Source organism: Rheinheimera marina, assembly GCF_042654345.1.
In the GTDB taxonomy this organism is placed as follows: Bacteria; Pseudomonadota; Gammaproteobacteria; order Enterobacterales; family Alteromonadaceae; genus Pararheinheimera; species Pararheinheimera marina.
On record NZ_JBHSGB010000005.1, the window covers coordinates 166,467 to 186,698 of the forward strand.

At 50.9% G+C, this 20,232-nt stretch carries 26 protein-coding genes; 21 read left to right on the forward strand and 5 right to left on the reverse strand.

The features are described 5' to 3' along the window. From ACFO3I_RS04935 to ACFO3I_RS05025, 19 genes are all read left to right on the forward strand, one after another. On the forward strand, positions 1-1,104 hold the full coding sequence (locus tag ACFO3I_RS04935; RefSeq protein WP_377332234.1) for a DUF2586 domain-containing protein: 1,104 nt from the start codon (positions 1-3) through the stop codon (positions 1,102-1,104). 60 nt (positions 1,105-1,164) lie between these two features. Continuing rightward, complete coding sequence (locus tag ACFO3I_RS04940; RefSeq protein WP_377332235.1) at positions 1,165-1,614, forward strand: phage protein; 450 nt, start codon at positions 1,165-1,167, stop codon at positions 1,612-1,614. 15 nt (positions 1,615-1,629) lie between these two features. Further along, the gene (locus tag ACFO3I_RS04945; protein WP_377332237.1) at positions 1,630-2,178 is read left to right on the forward strand and encodes a pesticin C-terminus-like muramidase; all 549 of its coding nucleotides are present in this window, start codon (positions 1,630-1,632) and stop codon (positions 2,176-2,178) included. After that, a complete protein-coding gene (locus tag ACFO3I_RS04950; RefSeq protein WP_377332239.1) occupies positions 2,175-2,723 on the forward strand; it encodes a hypothetical protein in 549 nt (182 codons plus the stop codon). The genes ACFO3I_RS04945 and ACFO3I_RS04950 overlap by 4 nt, the downstream gene beginning before the upstream one ends. Further along, positions 2,714-2,977, forward strand: coding sequence for a hypothetical protein (locus ACFO3I_RS04955; RefSeq protein WP_377332241.1), 264 nt, complete (start codon positions 2,714-2,716; stop codon positions 2,975-2,977). Before ACFO3I_RS04950 ends, ACFO3I_RS04955 begins: the two co-directional genes overlap by 10 nt. Then, positions 2,974-3,240 carry a putative phage tail assembly chaperone gene (locus ACFO3I_RS04960; protein ID WP_377332243.1) on the forward strand — a complete coding sequence of 89 codons (267 nt, stop codon included), beginning with the start codon at positions 2,974-2,976 and terminating at the stop codon, positions 3,238-3,240. The genes ACFO3I_RS04955 and ACFO3I_RS04960 overlap by 4 nt, the downstream gene beginning before the upstream one ends. Before the next feature lie 50 nt (positions 3,241-3,290). Continuing rightward, complete coding sequence (locus tag ACFO3I_RS04965) at positions 3,291-3,428, forward strand: DUF6890 family protein (RefSeq protein ID WP_377332519.1); 138 nt, start codon at positions 3,291-3,293, stop codon at positions 3,426-3,428. Positions 3,429-3,517: 89 nt separating this feature from the next. Further along, positions 3,518-6,013, forward strand: coding sequence for a phage tail tape measure protein (locus ACFO3I_RS04970; protein WP_377332244.1), 2,496 nt, complete (start codon positions 3,518-3,520; stop codon positions 6,011-6,013). A 3-nt stretch (positions 6,014-6,016) separates the two neighbouring features. Next, the gene (locus ACFO3I_RS04975) at positions 6,017-6,355 is read left to right on the forward strand and encodes a DUF2590 family protein (RefSeq protein ID WP_377332245.1); all 339 of its coding nucleotides are present in this window, start codon (positions 6,017-6,019) and stop codon (positions 6,353-6,355) included. Then, on the forward strand, positions 6,339-7,526 hold the full coding sequence (locus tag ACFO3I_RS04980) for a baseplate J/gp47 family protein (protein ID WP_377332247.1): 1,188 nt from the start codon (positions 6,339-6,341) through the stop codon (positions 7,524-7,526). The genes ACFO3I_RS04975 and ACFO3I_RS04980 overlap by 17 nt, the downstream gene beginning before the upstream one ends. Then, complete coding sequence (locus ACFO3I_RS04985; protein ID WP_377332248.1) at positions 7,523-8,092, forward strand: hypothetical protein; 570 nt, start codon at positions 7,523-7,525, stop codon at positions 8,090-8,092. Before ACFO3I_RS04980 ends, ACFO3I_RS04985 begins: the two co-directional genes overlap by 4 nt. After that, entirely contained in the window at positions 8,092-8,886 is a 795-nt protein-coding gene (locus ACFO3I_RS04990; RefSeq protein ID WP_377332249.1) for a phage tail-collar fiber domain-containing protein, read from the forward strand. Before ACFO3I_RS04985 ends, ACFO3I_RS04990 begins: the two co-directional genes overlap by 1 nt. Further along, positions 8,886-9,179 carry a hypothetical protein gene (locus ACFO3I_RS04995; RefSeq protein ID WP_377332251.1) on the forward strand — a complete coding sequence of 98 codons (294 nt, stop codon included), beginning with the start codon at positions 8,886-8,888 and terminating at the stop codon, positions 9,177-9,179. Before ACFO3I_RS04990 ends, ACFO3I_RS04995 begins: the two co-directional genes overlap by 1 nt. A 166-nt stretch (positions 9,180-9,345) precedes the next feature. Further along, positions 9,346-10,227 (forward strand): hypothetical protein, encoded by an 882-nt coding sequence (locus ACFO3I_RS05000; protein ID WP_377332253.1) that lies wholly within the window; start codon positions 9,346-9,348, stop codon positions 10,225-10,227. A gap of 36 nt (positions 10,228-10,263) precedes the next feature. Beyond that, the gene (locus ACFO3I_RS05005) at positions 10,264-10,839 is read left to right on the forward strand and encodes a baseplate complex protein (protein WP_377332254.1); all 576 of its coding nucleotides are present in this window, start codon (positions 10,264-10,266) and stop codon (positions 10,837-10,839) included. After that, the gene (locus ACFO3I_RS05010; RefSeq protein ID WP_377332256.1) at positions 10,826-12,448 is read left to right on the forward strand and encodes a hypothetical protein; all 1,623 of its coding nucleotides are present in this window, start codon (positions 10,826-10,828) and stop codon (positions 12,446-12,448) included. The genes ACFO3I_RS05005 and ACFO3I_RS05010 overlap by 14 nt, the downstream gene beginning before the upstream one ends. A 139-nt stretch (positions 12,449-12,587) precedes the next feature. Continuing rightward, positions 12,588-12,995, forward strand: coding sequence for a helix-turn-helix domain-containing protein (locus ACFO3I_RS05015; protein ID WP_377332257.1), 408 nt, complete (start codon positions 12,588-12,590; stop codon positions 12,993-12,995). Continuing rightward, positions 12,955-13,428, forward strand: coding sequence for an ImmA/IrrE family metallo-endopeptidase (locus tag ACFO3I_RS05020; protein WP_377332259.1), 474 nt, complete (start codon positions 12,955-12,957; stop codon positions 13,426-13,428). The genes ACFO3I_RS05015 and ACFO3I_RS05020 overlap by 41 nt, the downstream gene beginning before the upstream one ends. A 560-nt stretch (positions 13,429-13,988) precedes the next feature. After that, positions 13,989-14,855 (forward strand): BRCT domain-containing protein, encoded by an 867-nt coding sequence (locus tag ACFO3I_RS05025; RefSeq protein ID WP_377332261.1) that lies wholly within the window; start codon positions 13,989-13,991, stop codon positions 14,853-14,855. Between the two features lie 174 nt (positions 14,856-15,029). Here ACFO3I_RS05025 and ACFO3I_RS05030 read toward each other — a convergent pair whose 3' ends face one another. After that, on the reverse strand, positions 15,030-15,473 hold the full coding sequence (locus ACFO3I_RS05030; RefSeq protein WP_377332262.1) for a hypothetical protein: 444 nt from the start codon (positions 15,471-15,473) through the stop codon (positions 15,030-15,032). A 65-nt stretch (positions 15,474-15,538) separates the two neighbouring features. Here ACFO3I_RS05030 and ACFO3I_RS05035 point away from each other — a divergent pair, with 65 nt between their 5' ends. Both ACFO3I_RS05035 and ACFO3I_RS05040 read left to right on the forward strand, forming a co-directional pair. After that, the gene (locus tag ACFO3I_RS05035; RefSeq protein ID WP_377332264.1) at positions 15,539-15,826 is read left to right on the forward strand and encodes a type II toxin-antitoxin system TacA family antitoxin; all 288 of its coding nucleotides are present in this window, start codon (positions 15,539-15,541) and stop codon (positions 15,824-15,826) included. Further along, positions 15,823-16,323 (forward strand): GNAT family N-acetyltransferase, encoded by a 501-nt coding sequence (locus tag ACFO3I_RS05040; protein ID WP_377332265.1) that lies wholly within the window; start codon positions 15,823-15,825, stop codon positions 16,321-16,323. The genes ACFO3I_RS05035 and ACFO3I_RS05040 overlap by 4 nt, the downstream gene beginning before the upstream one ends. 26 nt (positions 16,324-16,349) lie before the next feature. On the opposite strand, the gene ACFO3I_RS05045 is transcribed toward ACFO3I_RS05040, so the two are convergent. The 4 genes from ACFO3I_RS05045 to ACFO3I_RS05060 all read right to left on the reverse strand — a co-directional run bounded on the left by ACFO3I_RS05045 (position 16,350) and on the right by ACFO3I_RS05060 (position 20,103). Beyond that, positions 16,350-16,757 (reverse strand): hypothetical protein, encoded by a 408-nt coding sequence (locus tag ACFO3I_RS05045; protein ID WP_377332267.1) that lies wholly within the window; start codon positions 16,755-16,757, stop codon positions 16,350-16,352. Between the two features lie 409 nt (positions 16,758-17,166). Then, the gene (locus tag ACFO3I_RS05050) at positions 17,167-17,712 is read right to left on the reverse strand and encodes a hypothetical protein (RefSeq protein ID WP_377332268.1); all 546 of its coding nucleotides are present in this window, start codon (positions 17,710-17,712) and stop codon (positions 17,167-17,169) included. A gap of 120 nt (positions 17,713-17,832) precedes the next feature. Next, positions 17,833-19,518 carry an NAD-dependent malic enzyme gene (locus tag ACFO3I_RS05055; protein ID WP_377332270.1) on the reverse strand — a complete coding sequence of 562 codons (1,686 nt, stop codon included), beginning with the start codon at positions 19,516-19,518 and terminating at the stop codon, positions 17,833-17,835. A 156-nt stretch (positions 19,519-19,674) separates the two neighbouring features. Continuing rightward, positions 19,675-20,103, reverse strand: a complete 429-nt coding sequence (locus ACFO3I_RS05060; RefSeq protein ID WP_377332272.1) for an Lrp/AsnC family transcriptional regulator — start codon at positions 20,101-20,103, stop codon at positions 19,675-19,677. Positions 20,104-20,232 lie beyond the last annotated feature (129 nt).

The following is a 20,232-nucleotide window of genomic DNA, read 5'->3' on the forward strand; positions in this document are numbered from 1 at the left end:
ATGTCACTAGGTAAGGTAACAGTTAACAATTTGAATCAGGGCCAGGGTGATGTTGCAGCCATTGAGCGTCATTTTCTGTTTGTCGGTTTAGCAGGTGCAGAAGGCGAAGAAAGCCAGCTGTTTAGCGTGAATGCGCAAACGGATCTGGAAGACCTGTTAGCCGCAAGCCCATTGCGCACACAGTTAATTGCAGCACAGCTGAACGCTGGCCAGAACTGGACAGCAGCAGTTTACCCACTGGCTGACGATGAAGACGTGTTTGACGCCATCACCGCCGCAAACGAAGTGCAGAGCTTTGAAGCGGTGGTGTTCTGTGACGATAGCACCGATGGCGCCGCACTGAACGCGAAGCACGACTATCTGGAAAGCCTGAAAGCCAGCCACGGCCGCTTTGTGTTTGGTATTGCTGCCACTCCAGGCATTGCCGCATTACAAACTTGGACACAATACGAAACGGCTGCCGTCGCAATTCAGGCGGGTATTGCAGCGCACCTGATCATGGCAGTGCCGCAACTGCATGGCAACAACGTAGGTGTTTTAGCCGGCCGTTTATGCAATCGCTCAGTCAGCATTGCCGATAGCCCAATGCGTGTGGCCACAGGTGCCGTGCTGGGCCTGGGCGCAGCGCCGGTAGACAGTGCAGAGAAACCGCTGGCACTGGCCACGCTGAACACGCTGGCCGAAGCACGTTTAAGTGTGCCGCAGTGGTACCCGGATTTAGAAGGCATTTACTGGGCAGACGGCACCACGCTGGACGCCGCAGGCGGCGACTACCAATACATTGAACACCTGCGCCCGGTGCATAAAGCCAGCCGCGAAGTGCGTATTTTGGCGATCCGCCGCGTTGCCGACCGCCAGCTGAACTCAACGCCAACCAGCATTGCACTGAACACGGCCTATTTTATGAAGCCGCTGCGCGCCATGAGTAAGGCCAGCCAGATTGGCAACACCTTGTTCCCAGGTGACATTCAGCCACCGCAGGATGGCGACATCAGCATTGCCTGGACCACCAATAAAGCGGTGACCATTTACATGAAGGTGCGGCCTTACAACTCACCAAAAGAAATTACCGTGAACCTGATGCTGGACCTGAGCAGCCAATAGGCCGCCAGGACCAGCCTGCTGTAACCGGAACCGAATAACCAGCCAATTGAGGGCAAAACCATGCGTTTATCTGGAATGAATTTTAACGTGCACATGGGCGACACGATGATCCATGTGGACACCGCCACCCTGACCATTACCGACAACAGCGCTGTGGTGCAAACCGCCGGGGTGCCGGATGGTGCCGTAGACGGTGACGTGTCAGCCAGCGGCGAACTGAACGTGAACGCCAGCCAGTTTGCGCTGATTTCAGCACAGGCGAAAAAGGCCGGTGCATGGCGGGCCATGGGCACCTTCGACATTATGTTTTACGGAAAAACCGCCCAGGACGAAACTAAAGTGGAAGCCTTTGGCTGCCGCATCAAACTGAGCGACATTCTGGACCTTGACCGCAAAGGCGGCCAGGCACAGCTGTTCAAACTACCGTTTGACGTAACCAGCCCAGACTTTGTGCATATCGACGGTGTGCCGTACCTGCGCCCGGACGAAATTGAAAACATTAAGCAGTAAGGGCGGCAGGTAACCATGACAAAGGTGAATTTTGATTTTATCGCAGAAATGGAAGGTGGCCCCGTGTTGCGTGGCTACGTGCCAGACCCTGAGTATTCAAAATCAGGCGTCACCATTGCCACGGGTTTTGATTTGGGGCAGTGCTCAGAAGACGATTTAATCAGGCTGCTACCCAAAGGCTGCGAGCTGGTAAACACGCTGGCCCCGTATTGCCTGCTGAAAAAAAACAAAGCGGTGGCAGCCTTGCAGGCTGCGCCGCTTCGGATCACGTCTGACGACGCCCACACCATTGACCAGTGCGTGAAACAGCAAAAGCTGGCGCAGCTGGTCGAGCGATATAACCGGGCTTCAGAACTGTTTTTTGAACAGCTGCCAGAGCCGGTGCAAACCGTTGTTGCCTCTGTGGCCTTTCAATACGGCGATTTAGCTAAACGCTGCCCGTTGTTTTGGAAAGCGGCCATTGCGGGAAACACACAGGCAATGGTGGCCGAACTGAATAACTTTGGTGATCGCTACCCGTCGCGCCGCCGCCGTGAAGCCAGGTATTTAGCGGGGACCGTATGAACTGGAAAGACATTGCAGGGGTAGTGGGTGACGTGGCGGGTTCCGTTGCGCCCTTGCTGGGCGGGCCTTTGGGTTTAGCAGTCAGCATTGGCAGCCAGATTGCTGGCGCCATTGGTACACCGAATAAACCGGATGCCGTCGCCGCAGCGCTGAAAAACGACCCGGGCGCTGCACTGAAACTGCAGGAGTGGGCCACGCAAGAGCGGGAGCAAATCCGCCAGGCGAATATTGAGCTGCAGCGCATTGCACTGGATGAACATAAAGCCATTCTGGCCGACCGCCAGAACGCCAGGCTGATGCACAAAGACCACTGGATGCCGTCAGCCATCACTTTATTACTTTTGTTCGTGATGTTTGGCGAATTAGTCATGTTGTTTTTCCTGAAAATTCCGCCGGAAAACAGAGACCTGATTGTGAGCATTTCGAGCAACTACCTGCCATTTGTTGCAGGTGCCGTTTACTACTGGGTCAGCAGCACCAAAGAAGCCAACGACCGAGAAAAGCAGCAGAACGGCCAGCCACAGGAGAGAAAAACATGGAATTAATCAACTGGCTGATGGTGATCATTGGTTTTCTGAGCCTGGTTGTTGCGGTCATGGTGCCGTTGATTTCTCACCTGTATGGCGTGGTGCATACCACCAGCAGTGAGCTGAGCAAACACCAGACCCATGTGGCCGAAAACTACTCCACCAAAATCGAAGTAGAAAAGCTGGCCTACCGCATAGAACGCCAGATGCGAGACGGCTTTGACAACCTAAAAGACTTATTAACAAACAGAAGAGAGAAGGACGCAGCATGAAACAAGCCATCACTTTAACCATTGCCGGCACGGATTTTACCTTTAACGTCACGGCACAGGACCACAGCAACTTTGTGGATGCTACCGCACGGCGCGAGTCGATTTCGGCCGCTGCCCATAACTTTGTGGTGCGTACCATTGCCCAGGAGCAAAAGGACGAGCTGAAAGCGTTGCTGGACAAATCCCCTGGTGCAGCGGTGCAAATCACCTCGTTACTGGGTGAGGAATTCAGCCCTGTACTGGAAATTGCCGTAAAAAAATAACGGATCTGGCTGACGCTTTAGAGCGCAACCAGATAGAGCAATTACTCACCCTGCGCCGCCACTGGTTGCCGGGTGAGGACGACAGCGAACAGTCATTGGCCAGGGCGCTGTGGTTACACAAAAACCAAGCGCAGTCGTTAGAGGCCATTGTGGCCAATGGCGTCAACCGTGCCTTTGGTGGCAAGTAGTCAAAGAAAACAGCTGCAGTGCAGTCAGCAATGGCTGCACTGGCCATAGCCTAAAGCCAGTAAAAAGGGCATCAGTAAAAGGGCCGCAAATGAGCTTACCAAAACCGCTAATGTTCACAGTGGGCCTGATTGACCAAATCACCAAGCCTATTGCGAAAATTACCCATGGCCTCGGCAAACTGACCGACGGTTACCAGCAAGGCACCATGAAAATGGCGGCGGGTGTCGGTGGCGTGGCGGCCAGTGGTTTTGCCCTGCAAAATGCCTTAATGCCAGCCATTGAAATGGGCCGTGCATTAGGCGAGGTTCAGTCTCTTGGGGTGCAGCAAAGTGCCCTGAAAATGCTGGCCGACACGTCTTACGACTACGCCTTAAAGTATGGCGAAAGCTCTACCGAATTTGTCCGCTCTGCCTACGACATTCAATCTGCCATTGCCGGGCTGAACGACACCGACCTGTCACGCTTTACCATGGCATCCAATGTGCTGGCCAAAGGCACCAAAGCCGATGCGGCCACCATCACCAGCTACATGGGCACCATGTACGGCATTTTTAAAAATGATGCCAAAGCCATGGGCGAGGGTGCCTGGGTTGAACGCTTAACCGGCATGACGGCGCTGGCGGTTCAAGCCTTTAAAACCGACGGTAAAAAAATGGCCGATGCCTTTGGCGCTTTGGGCGCTTCGGCTGGCCTTGCACCACTGCAAGAGCAAATGGCCATCATGGGCACCCTGCAATCCACCATGCAAGGCAGCGAAGCCGCCACCAAATACAAGGCGTTTTTGGCAGGGGTGGGTAAGGCCCAGGAAAAGCTAAACCTCAAGTTCACCGATACCCAGGGCAACATGCTGCCCATGGTCGACATACTGAACAAAATTAAAGGCAAATACGGCGATGTGATAAGTGTTGCCGAAGGTGACGCGCTGGCGGCAGCCTTTGGTTCGCAAGAGGCAACATCACTGATTGGCCTGCTGCTCAAAGACGTCAACGGTCTGGCGGGTTCTATCGACCAGTTGGGCAAAGTGAACGGTATGGAGCAGGCAGAAAAAATGGCCGCCGCCATGACCGACCAAAGCCAGCGCCTAAGCCAAAGCTGGTATGTTATTCGGGCCGCATTTGGCTCAGCCGTGTTGCCAGCGTTTAATGAATTTGTCGGCAAGCTGGCAGATATGAGCCGTTCAGTTATCGACTTTACCAGCAAATTTCCCAATATCACCCGCTGGCTGGGGTACTTTGCAATAGGACTGCTATCCATCGTTGCGATAGGTGGCTTAATCACCATTGCAATGGGTGCGTTGAAAATGGCCATGGTGACAGGGGGAGTTGTCACTGAAGCCTACAGTTGGATAAACACAAAAGCAGCGGCCACCTTGAAGTGGCTGCGCGGGGCAATACTAGCCGCAAACATGACCATGAACATGTGGAGCATCAGCACCGCTGTCGCTACCGCAAAAACATGGCTATATGGCGCAGCCAACAAAGCAGCAGCGGCCACCGTGTGGCTGTTTGAGGTGGCGCTGAAAGCGGGGAGGCTGGCGATGATGGGCCTGAATTTAGTCATGACCGCCAACCCAATAGGCCTGCTGGTAGTAGGCATTGGTTTAGCCATCGCCGCAGTGGGGGCCATGATTTACTACTGGGACGACCTACGGGCCAGCATGAGCGAATGGGGCTGGCTGCAAGCGCTGGGCGAATTTGTTGGCACTATCTGGCAAGGCATGAAAGACGGTTTTATCAGTGCGTTTAACTGGATAGCCGAAAAGCTCAATATGCTTGGGTTTGATATTCCAATCACGCCTGTCGTTGCACAGTTAGACACGCCAAAAATGCAGAGCATGGCCAACCAGGCTGATTTTGTGCAAAACGCTATGCCTGAGTGGATGCAGCGAAATGCCGCCAACGACTCTGCGAACTACGTCTATTCACCGGAAGCATTAAGCCCACTTAAAACAGCAGCGCTGAAACAATCCATTGATGTACAGCGTAATCTGCCAGCGACGTACACCCCGCCGGCACTGAAACAGCCGTTGCAGGTACAGCGGATCATGCCACCCGAGCAAACACCTGCGGCACTGACGCAACAGCTCAACGTACAGCGCAACCTGCCTGCGGCCTACGCACCGGACGCTATGCAACAGTCGTTGCAGGTACAGCGGATCATGCCACCCGAGCAAACACCTGCGGCACTGACGCAACAGCTCAACGTACAGCGTAACCTGCCGCCAGCCTACGCGCCGGACGCTATGCAACAGTCGTTGCAGGTACAGCGGATCATGCCAGCGGCTTATGCACCTGAATCGCTAAAACAGGTCATTGAAGTACAGCGCAAGCTACCGAAATCACTGGCACTGGACGACCTGACACAAACCGTCGCCATGCAACCTGCCGCCAATGAAACGTTGGCCAGCATCATTACGCCAAAAGTGGACCAACAAGCAGCTGCGACCGCCAACGCCAAACGCAGCAGCCAGAGCAACGCCATACCGTCTAAATCATTAAGTTTTGGCGATGTGATCATCAAGAACCCGCCGAAGGGGTTCAGCCTGGCAGAAATTGCCGAGCAGCAAGAGCTGTTGGCGGGGTAAGGCATGGAAAAGTACAGCGATTTATTTATTGAAGGCGGCGGCCTCGCTATGAACAGCATCAGCCAGCCGGATTTAATTCACAGCAGGGCCAGCATAGCGCAGGACGTCAAACACCGGCTGTTAGAGTCGGGATTAGTCACCAAGCTGTTGGCACAGCGCAGCAGCGCCTTGCGTAACGACGTATTTACCGAAATGGAACTGTTGATTGAAACCGACACCCGATTAAGGCCTGGCACCATTGAAATTACCGAGCAGGCCAGCGGCAGGGTGCTGATCACGGCAGAAACCTATGAATTTGGCAGCATCAGTACAGAGGTTATCACCAATGCGACCAACAGTTGATTTTGAAAGCATATTAAAAGACCAGGGTGTGCCGGTGACCAGTGACGAAGTGATAGCCATGGTGAATACCGACGTGACAGCGGCCAACTCCATCATATCCAACAACAGCGCCTTAAGCCCGTTCTGGCGGCTGTTCACTGCTTGCATAGTCAGCCCAGTGCTGTGGCTGATTAAAACACTGCTGGCCAGACATGTATTGCCGGCCATGTACGCCGCCACCGCGACAAAAACGTATTTGGAGTTAAAAGCCTGGGACGTGGGCATCAGCCGCAAAGCAGCGGTGAAAACCAAGGGATATATCGTCTTTACCAAAACCGATGTGAATGCAGCCATTGCCATACCGGCCGGTACGTTGATCCAGACAGACAGCACTTTAGGCGCTGTCTACAAAATGCGGGTGTTAACAGCCACGGTGATCCCAGTCGGCACATTAAGCCAAGCCATTTTATGCGAAGCCGAAAACACAGGTGCCGGTTACAACCTGCCAGCGGGTTATTACAACGTGCTACCGGTGCCGGTCGCAGGTATTGAGTCGGCCAGCAATGGCGCGAACTGGATTGAAACCGCAGGCGCTGACAAAGAAAGCGAGGACGCCCTGGCGCTACGTATACGCGATAAATTCGCCAGTGTGGGCAACTACCACATAGACGCCGTGTACCGTGCGGCCATTGCCACATTTGCCGGAATTCGTTCCGACCTGTTGTTTTTTGAACACGACGCACCACGTGGCCCAGGAACAGCCAACTGCTATGTGATGATGCCAGTTGGCGAAACACCGGCCAGCCTGATAGACGAAATAAACGACTATATCAGTGTGCAGGGCTACCACGGCCACGGCGACGATTTACTGGCCATTGCCATTCCGCCAGCACCCACGGCGCTGAGCTTAGAGTTTTGGCACAAAGACAACCTGAGCAGCGACGAAATTACCGTGCTTGAGGCCGCTATTGAAGCACGGGTAAGGGCTGCTTTTCGGGAATCAGACTTATACCAGGAATTAACCAGAACGCTGCCGCGCAGTGTGTTTGCCTTCTCGCGGCTGGGGCAGGAACTGCATAACGCGTTACCAAATTTAAAGAGTATTCGCTTTTTAAATGACGATTTAGAAAGCGGTTTAGAGCTACCGCGGATCAGCAGCTTAACCATCAGTAACGAGGGGCCAGCCCAGTGAGCGACGCACCAAAACTAACCAGCCTAAAACTGCCGTTTTGGATGGACGGTAAAACCCTGACTGAAAACGGCACCGAGCAAGAACCCGCCATGCTGAGAAACGGTGTGCAGAGCTTTTGGCAGCGTATGCGCGACTGGTTTTTGTGGCCACTGACACAGACGGACCCGCTGAGCTGCAACCTGGAATTACTCGATTTGCTGGCCTGGGAGCGTGGCATTACCCGCTTTAGCAATGAACCACTGTGGCTGTATCGCAAGCGCGTAGCCTTTGCTTTTGTAAACGCTGAGGATGCAGGCAGCACTCAGGGGTTTATCAACATCATGAGCCGCTTAGGGGTGCCGGTACTGGCAATTAGTGAACGCCAGGTTGGAATGGATTGGGACATTGTTTCAATTGAACTGGATGACAGCATTGTTTCTAGCGCCGCCTTGCTGGGCACCATTATTCAGGACTATGGCCGCACCTGCCGCCGTTATGAATACGTCTCAAACAAAGCCACTGCTTGCTATGTGGCAGCCACCGAATGCAATAACGATTACCAAACATTAACTGCGAGGGCCAGCTGATGGCGCGTTTAACCACCACAGGCCAAAACCTAGTGGCTGCAGCTGTGGCCAGTGGACCACAGCTGGAAATTACCAAATTTGTATTTGCCAATATTCCGGGGCTGGTTCACACCACGCCGGAACCGGCTGACGAGCCGATGCCAAACCCAGCATATGTGGTATTTGAAAGGGCACCAACTCGCCAAGGGATCATTGACGAAAACAGAGTGACCTATAGCCAAATGATGATGACCGATGTAGGTAACTTTTCATTTAACTGGATAGGTTTGGTGTACACAGACCCAGTTGAAGGCGATCAATTGGTAATGTTTGCGTATGTACCTCTGACACAAAAAATTAAAACCGAGGGTACGACTGCAGGCAATGTCCTGACTCGAAATTTAGTCATAGAGCACCTTGGCATTGCTAACGCCACGCCAATTGAAGTATCGGCTGAAAGCTGGATGTTCGACTTTGTCGGGGAAATTAACGCAGTTAGAAACAAAGCAGTAAATAAATTTGAGTACAACCCAGCAAGCCATGTGTGTAAAGGGATAGCTCAACGAGAAATCATCGTATTCGATGAGGGTCAAAATGAAACCGTCACTCTGGATGCAGCAGTACTTGTTGCAGGTGATGTTGTTGAAATTCAGAAGCTGAACACGTCAGGACGTATCGATATTGTGGGATCTGTAGAAATTACATTGCCGAATGGTATTAGTGAGATAAATCATTGGCTGCCGGACGGAAAGGTCGGAACCTTAATTTTTGAATGTGTCGCTGAAAACGAATTGCGGTACGCAGGAGGGTATTGATGGATTTAAGTGCATTAGGCGGGGGTGGGATTAAATCAGTTCAACGCGGTGTGACATCAATCGCAGCTCCGGCAGCCGTAATCAATGTCACTATTTCACCAGTAAATTTGTCAAAGGCCGTTGTCATTTCAAATTACGTTGCAGGGGGAAACTCGGGCGGCTCAGTGACATTCTCGGGCAGTGGTGCGGCAAGGCTAACGTCAGCAAGCAATCTTAGTGTACAGGGCGCACGGACAGGTGCAGATGGAAACATATCAATTCAGGTGTTTTGGCAAGTTTTGGAGTACTTCTGATGGTTTCATATGCACACGTAATCGGGGAAACTGTAGTCGGAATCTATCAGTTAACGAAAGCCGTCCAAAATGAAAACTACATTTTGTTACCTGCAAACGTAGATATTGATGTTGGTTGGCAATATCTAGATGGCGAATTTTCACCTCCAGCAACAGAGCAGATGTGATGCCTTGGGTAAATGCATCAGCCACATGGCCAGCTTCAGCGCTGGCCATTGCCGACAGTGCCGACGGCGTACTAAGCAACGTCGAATCTGCCATGGGCGAGGCGGTCGGGCGGGTGGAATCAGCCGGCGGCAAAGCCAGCTACACAAAGCACGATTTAAGCGCCGATGCAGCAGGGCTGCTGAGCCTGCGCAACGACCTGAAAGATTTACTGGTAACAGCAAAAATACTAACCGTTACGCCTGCCACCTATGGCCTGAGCAACCAGCCGGGTTATCTGTCTACTCAGGAAGCAGTCAACGCCTTAGCAGCCAAGCTGAACGACAACGCCGACCCACACAAACCAGCCAATCAGGCCCATGCCTTGGTGCTGTTGTTTAGTGACCAGTCACAGGGCCAGTTGCTGAACCAAATGACGCCCATAGCAAACCTACTGGCGTTGCCGTCGTTGCTGGCCTGTCAGCGCAGCCTGCAAAAGCTGGTGGCACTGGACACCGACAAAATGCAGCAGCCAAAAGCTGCATTAACACCACGTTGGAAAGCCAAAGGCCAGTTAAACTGCCAGCCACTGCGTACCGCATCAAACCTGATGGGCGCCCAAATAGCGCAGTTAGAATCTCTGGCGGCCGATGCACAAACCCCAGCGCAAAAGCTGAGCGCACTGGCCGACAAACGCAGCGCCATGCTGACACAACTGCAGTCAGATTTAACTGCACTGCAGAGCGTAACCGGCAGCGTATGGAAAATGACATTTGAAGGCTCAGCAGCACAATTGGCGGTGGAATTACAAACCACCGAACCACCAGTAAAAGCGCCGTTCAGTGCGGCGGTGGTGGTGAGCAGCAGCCAGCCACTGACATTTTTGCAAGAACTATTACCGTAAGGCTAAAGCAGTTACAACCTTGAGGACGCACTTACAATGGCCCAAATAGCGTTAGACGGCGAACTGATCAACCTAAAAAGCTGCCGCGTGGAACTGTCGATGCAGCTGGCGGATCAGGACCAGTCCGGCCAAACGTCTGGCACTGGCAGCACAGAGCAGGGCGACAAAGCCAAAGAGCTGAAAATTACCGGCCTTATTCCATTTACCGACCAAACCCAGCTCGCCCGTTTATTTGAGCTGGCAAGCGCCAGGGATGATGCAGGCAACCGGGTTATTCGCCGCATTGGCGCTGGTATTGCCCGTACTGCCAAAATTCGGCAGGTCAAGTTTTGCGGCAGTGTCACAGCGCCGGAACACGGCACCTTGCTGGCGTGGAATGTCAGTTTTAACCTGCGGGAACATTTAAGCGTGCCAGAGGTGACCGAGCAGCGCCAGGCACAAGCGACCGCAAGCACAGCACAAACCAGCGACCAAACTGCCAGCGCCATACCAACCACAGCAGCCACCGACGCGCCGCCAGCGGTTGAGCTTTCCTCAATGGAAAAATTCTTAAAAAGCATAGACGACGCCATTGGTGCGCCGTCCACAGGTGAAACCAATGAAACTGCTTAAACGCCTGACCATTGGCAGTGAAGTACGCGAACTGGTAGACCACCAGGTTATTCTGGAGCTTTCAAGCGGCGGCAGGGGCATTGTCACCGTCAAAGGCGACGCCACCAAAGGCCAGTTAATCAGCCTTGATTTAGGTTACAACAACCAGCCTGTGCGCTGGTTTACCGGCTATATCACCAAAGTAACACCAGCAGGCAACGGCACCAACCGCCTGGTGGTACGCGAACTGGCAGGCATATTGGCTGAAAACTGGCCGCTGTCTATTCAGCACCCCACGTTAAAACAGGTAATCACCCAACTGGCCACCGACACCGGCCTTGGTTTTGTGCTGCCAGAACAGGCCGACTACACCAATAAACCCATAGCCAACTTTACCAGCCAGGGCACCGGCTACCAGCTGCTGGCCAACCTGTTCAAAGCGTTCAATGTGCCGGATGGCGTGTGGTATCAGCAGCAAGACGGCCAGATATTTGTAGGCAGCTACCAGCACAGCCGCTGGGCCAGCAAACCGGTAGAAATACCCAAAGAATTAAGCCAACAGCAAACCAACAACAGTTGGAAGCTGCTGGCCATGCCCGCCATGCGCCCGGGTGCGCTGGTCAACGGCAACAAGGTCAACCAGATTGAGCTGCAAGGCGACAGCATGACGTTAACCTGGCTAACCAGCCAGCAAGACAACAGCCAGTTGCAGCGCCAGATAAAAACCGCCTTTCCGGAAATTGCCGGCGGCTACCATGTACCACGCTTCGCCGTGGTAACGGCCATCAGCGACAAAGCCAGCGCAGGCGATAGCAACAACCCATTTCGCCCACGCTACGCGGTAGACATTCAGCTGCAAAACGAATTCGGCCAGCCAGACGCCACAGTGCCAATTTACAAAGCCATTCCACTGCCGGTGATGTTTGCCGGAACAGAGCAGGGGCTTTTACAGTTTCCGCTCGAAGGCACAATAGTTGAAGTCGGCTTTGCCTACGGTCGACCAGATAAACCATTTATTCGTACCATCCTTGGTGCTGGCTGGTCGTTACCAACCATAGAGCCAGGCGAACAGCTGCAACAGCAACGCGCCGAAGTATTCAGCCGCACCGACACCGCAGGCAACCAACACCAGGCCACAGACCAAACCCAAACCAGCACCGCCTGGCAAAAAACAATTCAGGCCGACAGCTACCTGGCCGAACTGGGCCACAGCGAAACCCACGTACAGCAGCATTCACTGGAAACCATTGGCGGCAAAAAGCTAATTGAAGCGCTGGGCGCTATCGACCTGCTGGCCGGTGACGACATAACCCTGGGCAGCCTGGGCAATATGCACATAGCCACCGCAGGCGAACTGATAGAAACCGTGGGCAAACTGCGCCACTCAGTGGCTGAAGAACTGCAAAAAATTCAGGCACCCAAACACTGGGCCGGTGACGATGCCACCAACATTTACGACCTGCTAAAACAGCTGATGGACTGCGTTTCACAACTGGCTGACCACTGCGCAAACCACAAACACCTGGTAGGCACCACCATGTCACAAGCGCCAGACATAGCCAGCAGCATGACCAGCCGAAAATCACAGGCCAACGGCCTCAAAGACACCCTGACCCCGCTACTCGGATAAATCCAACGATTAAATAATTCAACCAAAAAGGTTGAATTCATAAATTAATCTGGTATTGTTATGGTGCGCTTATGGACTAAGCGCGCCAAAAACATAATTTATATTCACGACAGCATTTCATGAAATTGGAGAAAGAAACATGGCACTTACAGAGTTTGGTAAAGAGGTAAGAAAAGCCAGGATTGATGCAAATGAAACCTTAGTAACTATGGCAAAAGCGTTAGATACCACTCCGGCTTTTTTGAGCGCAATGGAGACTGGCAGCAAAAAAATTGCCGACAAATGGGTAACTGCAATCACAGATTTCTTTGAAAAAAGAGGTATCGCATTAACAACATTGAAAGAACTGGCAGCATCAGCCAATGAAGTTGTTTCTGTAGAGGGGTTAACTCACCAACAGAAAATGCTCGTTGCTGGCTTAGCAAAGTCACCGTTTAATCCAGCGCAGCTAAAGCAGTTTGCTGAATTACTGGAACAATTAAATAACCAACAAGAAGGAATTGAAGATGTATCAACTAAGAGGCCAAAGAGTAGAAGCCCTGTCTGAGGAACATATCCGACGAACAGCAATGTCGTTCTGCAACTTCTTCGGTATGAAACCAACGAAGGGCCGGAACAAAAGGTACGACAAGAGCCTGGAAAAATTAAGTAGTTACGGTATCACAATAAACCCTGTTGATGATGCCGAATGGTCTGCAGCACTTCACGGTCTGATCTCAGGCCATTACGATCCACAATCTGCAACAATTAGTGTCCCAGAACATATCTATCTGGAAGCTTGTGCAGGTGACAGAATTGCACTGTCGGTTGTCTTGCATGAGATTGGACATATGGTGTTGGGCCACCAGCCGCTAATGCACTTTTCATCGGTGCCAGCGACAGAAAACGAAGACGCTGAGTGGCAGGCAGATGCCTTTGCTGAACACGCACTTAAATTTTTGGGGTACGACTCAATGCAGTTATCATTCGAATTTTATTAAAAAAGCCCTATTGGCTAGGGCTTTCGGGGGCGGTAAATGTTGACGCATTCACCGTGTGTTATGGAGGAAACCCAACCACGACACTTGTTAATTGGCGTTCGCAAGTTTAGTGGTTCTCCCAACAATTCGCAAATATTTGTGGGTTCAGTGTTTGCGTACATCGTAGGAGAAGCCTCATGAAGACATGTATTTGTCCAAAGTGCGGTGAAGCTTGCGAGGTGATCTTCCGACGTTACATCGTGAAGAACGGTAAGACTATCTACCCAAAAAGTGGCAACGTCTTTCCAATCCCTCTGTGCAGCTGTAGTAAAACAGAGTAGTTTCTAAGCAATCCAAAAAAGCTGCCTCTCGGCGGCTTTTTTACATCTGCAGTAAAGCCAGTCTGACTACACCACCAGGTCACAAAGCCGCCGCTAACTACGCTGGACATAACGTTGTCCACCACAGTCAATTCCAACTACACATTCCGGCACTAGTAGCCAGCAATGGCTACGCTATCGACCAATCCATGAAAATGGGTTAGCGTGTGTATTCCTTGGGGGAACAAAAGGTAATTAAGGATGACTAAACGCAGAGACCTAGCTCAGGCAGAGTATGAAAAAGCATTGAATTCATTGTTAGGCATCATAGAAGGGATCACCATTGATAGCCTGATAAACAATGACGAAATCCAGTTTTTAGAGAACTGGATGAACGACCACCGCATAAACGAAAACCAGCCGCCATACAACGAATTGCTGCCGACTATCGCTGAGGTTCTATCTGATGGAGTTCTGACCCATGAGGAACTACAGTTGATTAAGCGGCTATGCAACGAATTGGCTACACATGAGTACTACAACCAAATAACCGCGGATATACAAAGGCTGCATACATTGCTGGCAGGAATTGCGGCAGACGCTGTTATATCACCAGCGGAGCTAACAGGCCTGTCCGAGTGGTTAGACGAACACGACCACCTAAAGAATGAATACCCATATAGTGAAGTGAAAAATAAGATAACCAAAGTTCTAGCAGACAAAAAGATAGACAGTGCAGAACATGAATCCATGATGAAACTGTTTAGTGAGTTTGTCTCTATGTATGACGACAAAACAATAACGAATCCAACCATTAACGATAACAACCTATGTGATACCAACCCGGTCATTAACTTTGGTGGACTGTTCTGTTTCACAGGAAAGTCGTCACGATATAGCAGACCAGAATTCAAGAAAGTAATCATCGAATTGGGTGGTCAATTCACAGACGATGTAACGACCAGAATCGACTATCTGGTGATAGGTGACAAAGGCCAGCCGCAATGGAAGTTCGGCAGCTATGGCGACAAAATAGATAAGGCCATTAAGCTACGTAAGAACGGCCATTCGCTCCTGATCATCCATGAAAAAGAAATACACAAAGCCATAGACGCTTTGAAACAGTAGTTACCACCACCAATAAAAACGGCCGCCGCAAAAAGCGGCCGTTTTTATTTCACCAGGACCAACTACGGCAGCCATCATCACGGTGGCTGTACTACCCAAACCGAAACCACCAGCTGTAACGCACCACAACGCCACCAATCCGCCAGCATGAAAACCGAAAGAGCAGGGCGCTGATCACCTGCCAGCGGCCCAACCACGCGCACAGGGGCGACATTCACCCCGCACCACGGAAACCGCCAGCCACTGAAACCACGCCACGGAAAGCGCGCTCTTCCACGCCCTCCTGCGCGCTCTTTTTGGTGCATTTTTTTCAGTTTTTTGGTGCTGCAAATCATAGGTCCAGACCGCGCCATTTCTAAAGGCTTGCGAGGATCGAGGATCTGAAAAAATTGCTCTTTTTTTCAGTTTTTTGAAATTTTGCCGCCTGAAATTTGACGGACTGAATTTTGTAAGTGGCTGAATATAAATAAGAAGTGCTGGTTTCCGTGGGGTTTTACGTGAAAGGGTGGTTTTTGGAGAAATCAATAACGCATTGAAAATAAACAAAAAACGCGAAAATAAAACTGAAATAAAAAACGCAGTAAAAGGATCTGAATAAAAGCGGCGCACAAAACGCACAATTGAAAAAGGCACCAAATTGACGTACATTAAGCAAATATGAGTAAGCAACGGAGGCAAACAAAATGAGTGCCATGTTAGACATGAAACAAGACCGGATTAATTTACGGTTAAAGCCAAGCGCAAAACGCGATTTAGAACGTGCTGCCAGCTTCGAAGGTAAAACTGTCAGCAGTTTTATTCTCAGCAGCGCTTTGGCACATGCAGAAAAAACGATCCACGAACACGAAACCATGCGCCTGAACAAACAAGACTCAGAGGCATTCTTCAACGCGCTGGCAAAACCAGTGCAGTTTAACAATGCACTGACTGCGGCATTTGCAGAACATGAAAAACGTGTGACCACTAAATGACTGAACAGCAAAACCTAATCATAAGGCCATTGGACGGCCAGCACGACAAAGCAGCATTTAGCTGTGGCACACAATCACTGGACCACTACATACAAAAGCAAGCCAGTCAGGATGAAAGACGGCGCATCAGCCGGGTGTTTATCGCCAGTACCGAGCTGAAGCCAGACAAAATAGTGGGGTACTACACACTATCCACGCTATCCATAGAGTTAAACCATTTACCGCCTGAACAAGCTAAAAAACTACCGCGCCACCCAGTGCCGGCCGCATTGCTTGGGCGTTTGGCCGTCAGCAAAGAAGCGCAGGGAACGGGTGTAGGTAAAATGCTGTTGGTCGATGCCATAAAGCGCACATTAGCTATCAGTAGCGAAATAGCCATTTACAGCCTGGTAGTGGATGCCATAGACGAAAACGCCCAAAAATTCTACGAAAAGTACGGTTTCACCCGCTTAAACACACAAAGCAACCGCTTGTGTCTAACGCTTCAAAACATCTAAATCAAAGGGCACTCTACGTGCCCAAATCAACTGCCAGTCAACTCCATCAGCAACTGGTTCAGGCTGGCCGCCGTACTTAAAAGCTGCTGCATTTTTTCCGTAGACTGCATTTCGCGGATCTGCGCCTTCGCCGCCTGCAAAGAACGGTTCGCCGCCGCGCCAGACCACTTATAGCGCCACAGCATGGCAATATCACCACTGGTACAACTGCCAAACGGCGTGTGCAAAACACCGTCTGCATCTATGCGGTACTGCGACCATGCACCGTTAGCAAAAGGCAAATAACCAGCGTGATGCACCTGCAGCAGTCGGTGAGCGGTGACGAGCGGCGTCTCGTCATACCAGGCTTTGCAGGTATCCGCCGGAACGCCAAAAAACTCAGCAGCTCGTTCATGCTTTTGGTCATCCATGCCAAAGGCATCACGGTACATCACACAAAAATCACCCAGCTTTTCTTTAATTTTCCGCTTCGGTTTGGCTGGCTTAGCCTCAGTATTGGCAGCAGAGTCGGCAGTAGTAGTTAAATTTTCCTCAGAATTTATAGATTTAATTTGAATGACCATAGCGTTACTTATTCCATGTAGTTATCAAAAACGAGAATTTCCCGCTAAAAGGTAACTGCATAAAACACGCCTTATCCTATGCGTTTTAACTAAAGTCGTAGAATCCCTGATTAACCTGAATTGATCATAATATTTGCGAAAATGGGGCTGTTCGCAAAATAGGCAATTAAAACAGTAACTTGAGATTTAACATAATGGAAATTAAGCGCACTTATTATTTCATAGCTCTCAGGCATATCCTTCTACAGGATTTGCCTTGGGATCTGCGTTTATTGGCCCTTTACAGCGTATATACACCACAATGGATTTGACTGTGTTTTTCGTCCAGAACCTGGATGTTGTCGTAATCCAGGCCAGGTTCGTTGGCTTTGATATGGCCGGTAAAACGATCTGCAGCCTGGCCAATTTTTTCGCCTTGTTCCGTTAACTGGTCGATATTGGGCTGGTATTGAGCAACCAGTTTTTCGATGTCGCTGGCGATCAGTTGTTGCTGGGCGATTTTGCTTTGGTCGATCACTATTTTGCCGTCTTTGTGTTCCACCACGGGTTCACCCAATTGCTTCATGGCGAGCTCATGCTTTTTCATTGCCAGCTCAAAGTCTTTCATGGGTAACTCAAAGTTTTTCATTTGAGTGCTCATGGCTTCTAACTGTTGGTGCGCAGCCAATTCGTCTTTGGTCATGGCACGTTGTTTTACAATTTTGCAGTCTTTCATAAATGCCAGTTGACTGGTCTGGCTGTTGTTCTCTGCATTGGCGCTGCTGCAAGCTGTGATGGCGGCAACTGAACTTAACGCCAGCATCAGGAACAATGGGTACTTTTTCATAACAGGCTCCGGTATCGTGCTTTAGATACTGTTAAGTCGGTACTCTGCGTCAAATAGTTGGAAGCCCAATAAAAAAAGCCGGAAAAATCCGGCTTCTTATTGATTTCTATTGAAAATTAATTAACGGCTGATGCGCTTATAGCTGCGGTATTCTGGTTTCCAGAAGTTCTTTTCAATACGTTGTTTCAGCTCGTCGTCGCTGATTTCCAGCGCCAATCCCTGCGCCATCGCTATTTTTGCGACTTCAAAAGCAATTTGCTTCGACAAACCGGACAAGTCTGACAGTGGCGGCAGCAGGCCGCCCTGCCCTGTATTGGCCAGCGGCGACGCCGCAGCCAGTGTTTCGCTGGCGGCTCGCAGCATTTCATCGCTGATTAAACGGGCTTTTACAGCAATCACACCTAAGCCAATACCAGGGAAGATATAGCTGTTGTTACACTGGGCAATTGGGTAGCTTTTGCCTTTGTACGTTACAGGTTTAAACGGGCTGCCGGTGGCAATAATTACTTTGCCTTCGGTCCATTTAATCACCTGCTCAGGTGTGGCTTCGACCTGACGTGACGGGTTGCTTAATGGGAAAATAATAGGCAATTCGCAGTGCTTTTTCATTGCGCTGATCACGGCTTCGGTAAATAAACCGGGGACACCGGACACACCAATCAGAATATCTGGTTTGGCACAGTTCATCACATCACGCAGTGACGCGTAGTCGCCGCTGTAGCTCCAATCAGAAACAGCCGATTTTTTCTGCACTAAAGCGTCCTGGAAGTCACGCAGGTCCGGCATGCCTTCGGTCAGTAAACCAAAGCGATCCACCATATAAATCTGGCTACGTGCAGTTGCTTCATCCAGGCCTTCGACCACCATTTGCTGGATCACCTGCTCGGCAATACCGCAACCGGCAGAACCCGCGCCGACAAATACTACTTTTTGGCTGGACAGCGCCACGCCTTTGCTGCGACAGGCGGCCAGCAGAGAGCCCACTGTGACAGACGCAGTGCCCTGAATGTCGTCATTGAAGCAGCAGTAGGTGTCGCGGTAGCGTTTTAAAATAGGCATGGCATTTGGCTGAGCGAAATCTTCAAACTGCACCATAGCTTCCGGCCAGCGGCGTTTGACGGCTTTCATAAAAGCGTCAATGAATTGTTCGTATTCTTCGCCGGTGATCCGCTTGTGCTTCGAGCCCATGTACACAGGGTCATTCAGCAGTTTCTCGTTGTTGGTGCCCACATCCAGCGTTACTGGCAAGGTGTAAGCCGGGCTGATGCCACCACAGGCGGTGTACAGCGACAACTTACCGATGGAAATACCCATACCGCCGACGCCCTGGTCGCCCAGGCCTAATACGCGCTCACCGTCGGTGACGACAATCACTTTCACTTTAGATTTGGTAACACTACGCAGAATATCGTCAATGTATTCGCGTTCGTTGTAGGACACAAAAATGCCGCGGGCGCTGCGGTAAATCGCAGAAAACTTCTCACAGGCATCGCCCACTGTCGGGGTGTAAATAATCGGCAGCATTTCTTCCAGGTGTTGCTGCACCAGGCGGTAAAACAGCGTTTCGTTTTTGTCCTGAATATTGCGCAGGTAAATGTGTTTGTTAATCGGCTCGCCGAAGCTTGAATACTGCATATAAGCGCGTTCCATCTGCTGTTCGATGGTTTCATAACGCGGAGGTAACAACCCAATCAGGTTAAAGGCGATACGTTCTTCTTTGGTGAAGGCACTGCCTTTATTCAGTAACGGCGTTTCTAATAAAGCCGGACCAGCATAATAGGTATACAAAGAGGGCTTGTTGCTCATGTTCACTACTCGTTATGGCGCAGTGCTGACTGCGGACGGAAATTGGCGGCGATCATAACAGCTCAGCCAGCCTGAGCAAGCTGATGCCAGATAAAGTGTGGTTATTTGACGACTTTTTGCTGCTGGTCAGAGCTGTTCGGTGCCTCAAAATCAGCCTCAGCGCTTAAATTTGGTTTCCAGGATCACCGCCGAGTCGGTGCGCTCTACCCCTTCCAGATTGCCAATATCATCCAGCAACTGGCTAAGCTGAGCGGTGTTTTGCGCCTGCAACACCGCAATCAGGTCGTATTCACCGCTAATGGCGTAAAGTTCCGAAATTTGCGGTATTTGTTTTAGCTCCACATTGGTTTTGGTGGTCAGCTTCTGCTTCACTTTGATGGACACATGGGCCGACACCAAAGAACTTAAATAGCCACTGCCATACTGCAGCACATAGCCTTGGATAACGCCGTTCTGCTCCAGCCTTTGCATCCGGTTTTGCACTGTGCTGCGTGACAAATTCAGCACCCGCGCCAGGTCCGAGATGCTGGCGCGGGCATTGCTACGTAAGATAGAAAGTAAGCGTTCGTCTTCATCAGTGATCATTTTGATAATTAATTCCGTCAATTTGATAAGTTTGCAGCACAAATATGCCAAGAATGATACTGCACTCTGGTAAGTTCGGCCAATATAATGAAAGGAACTGGTAGAAATGCGGCCCCTGCCGCCTGTACT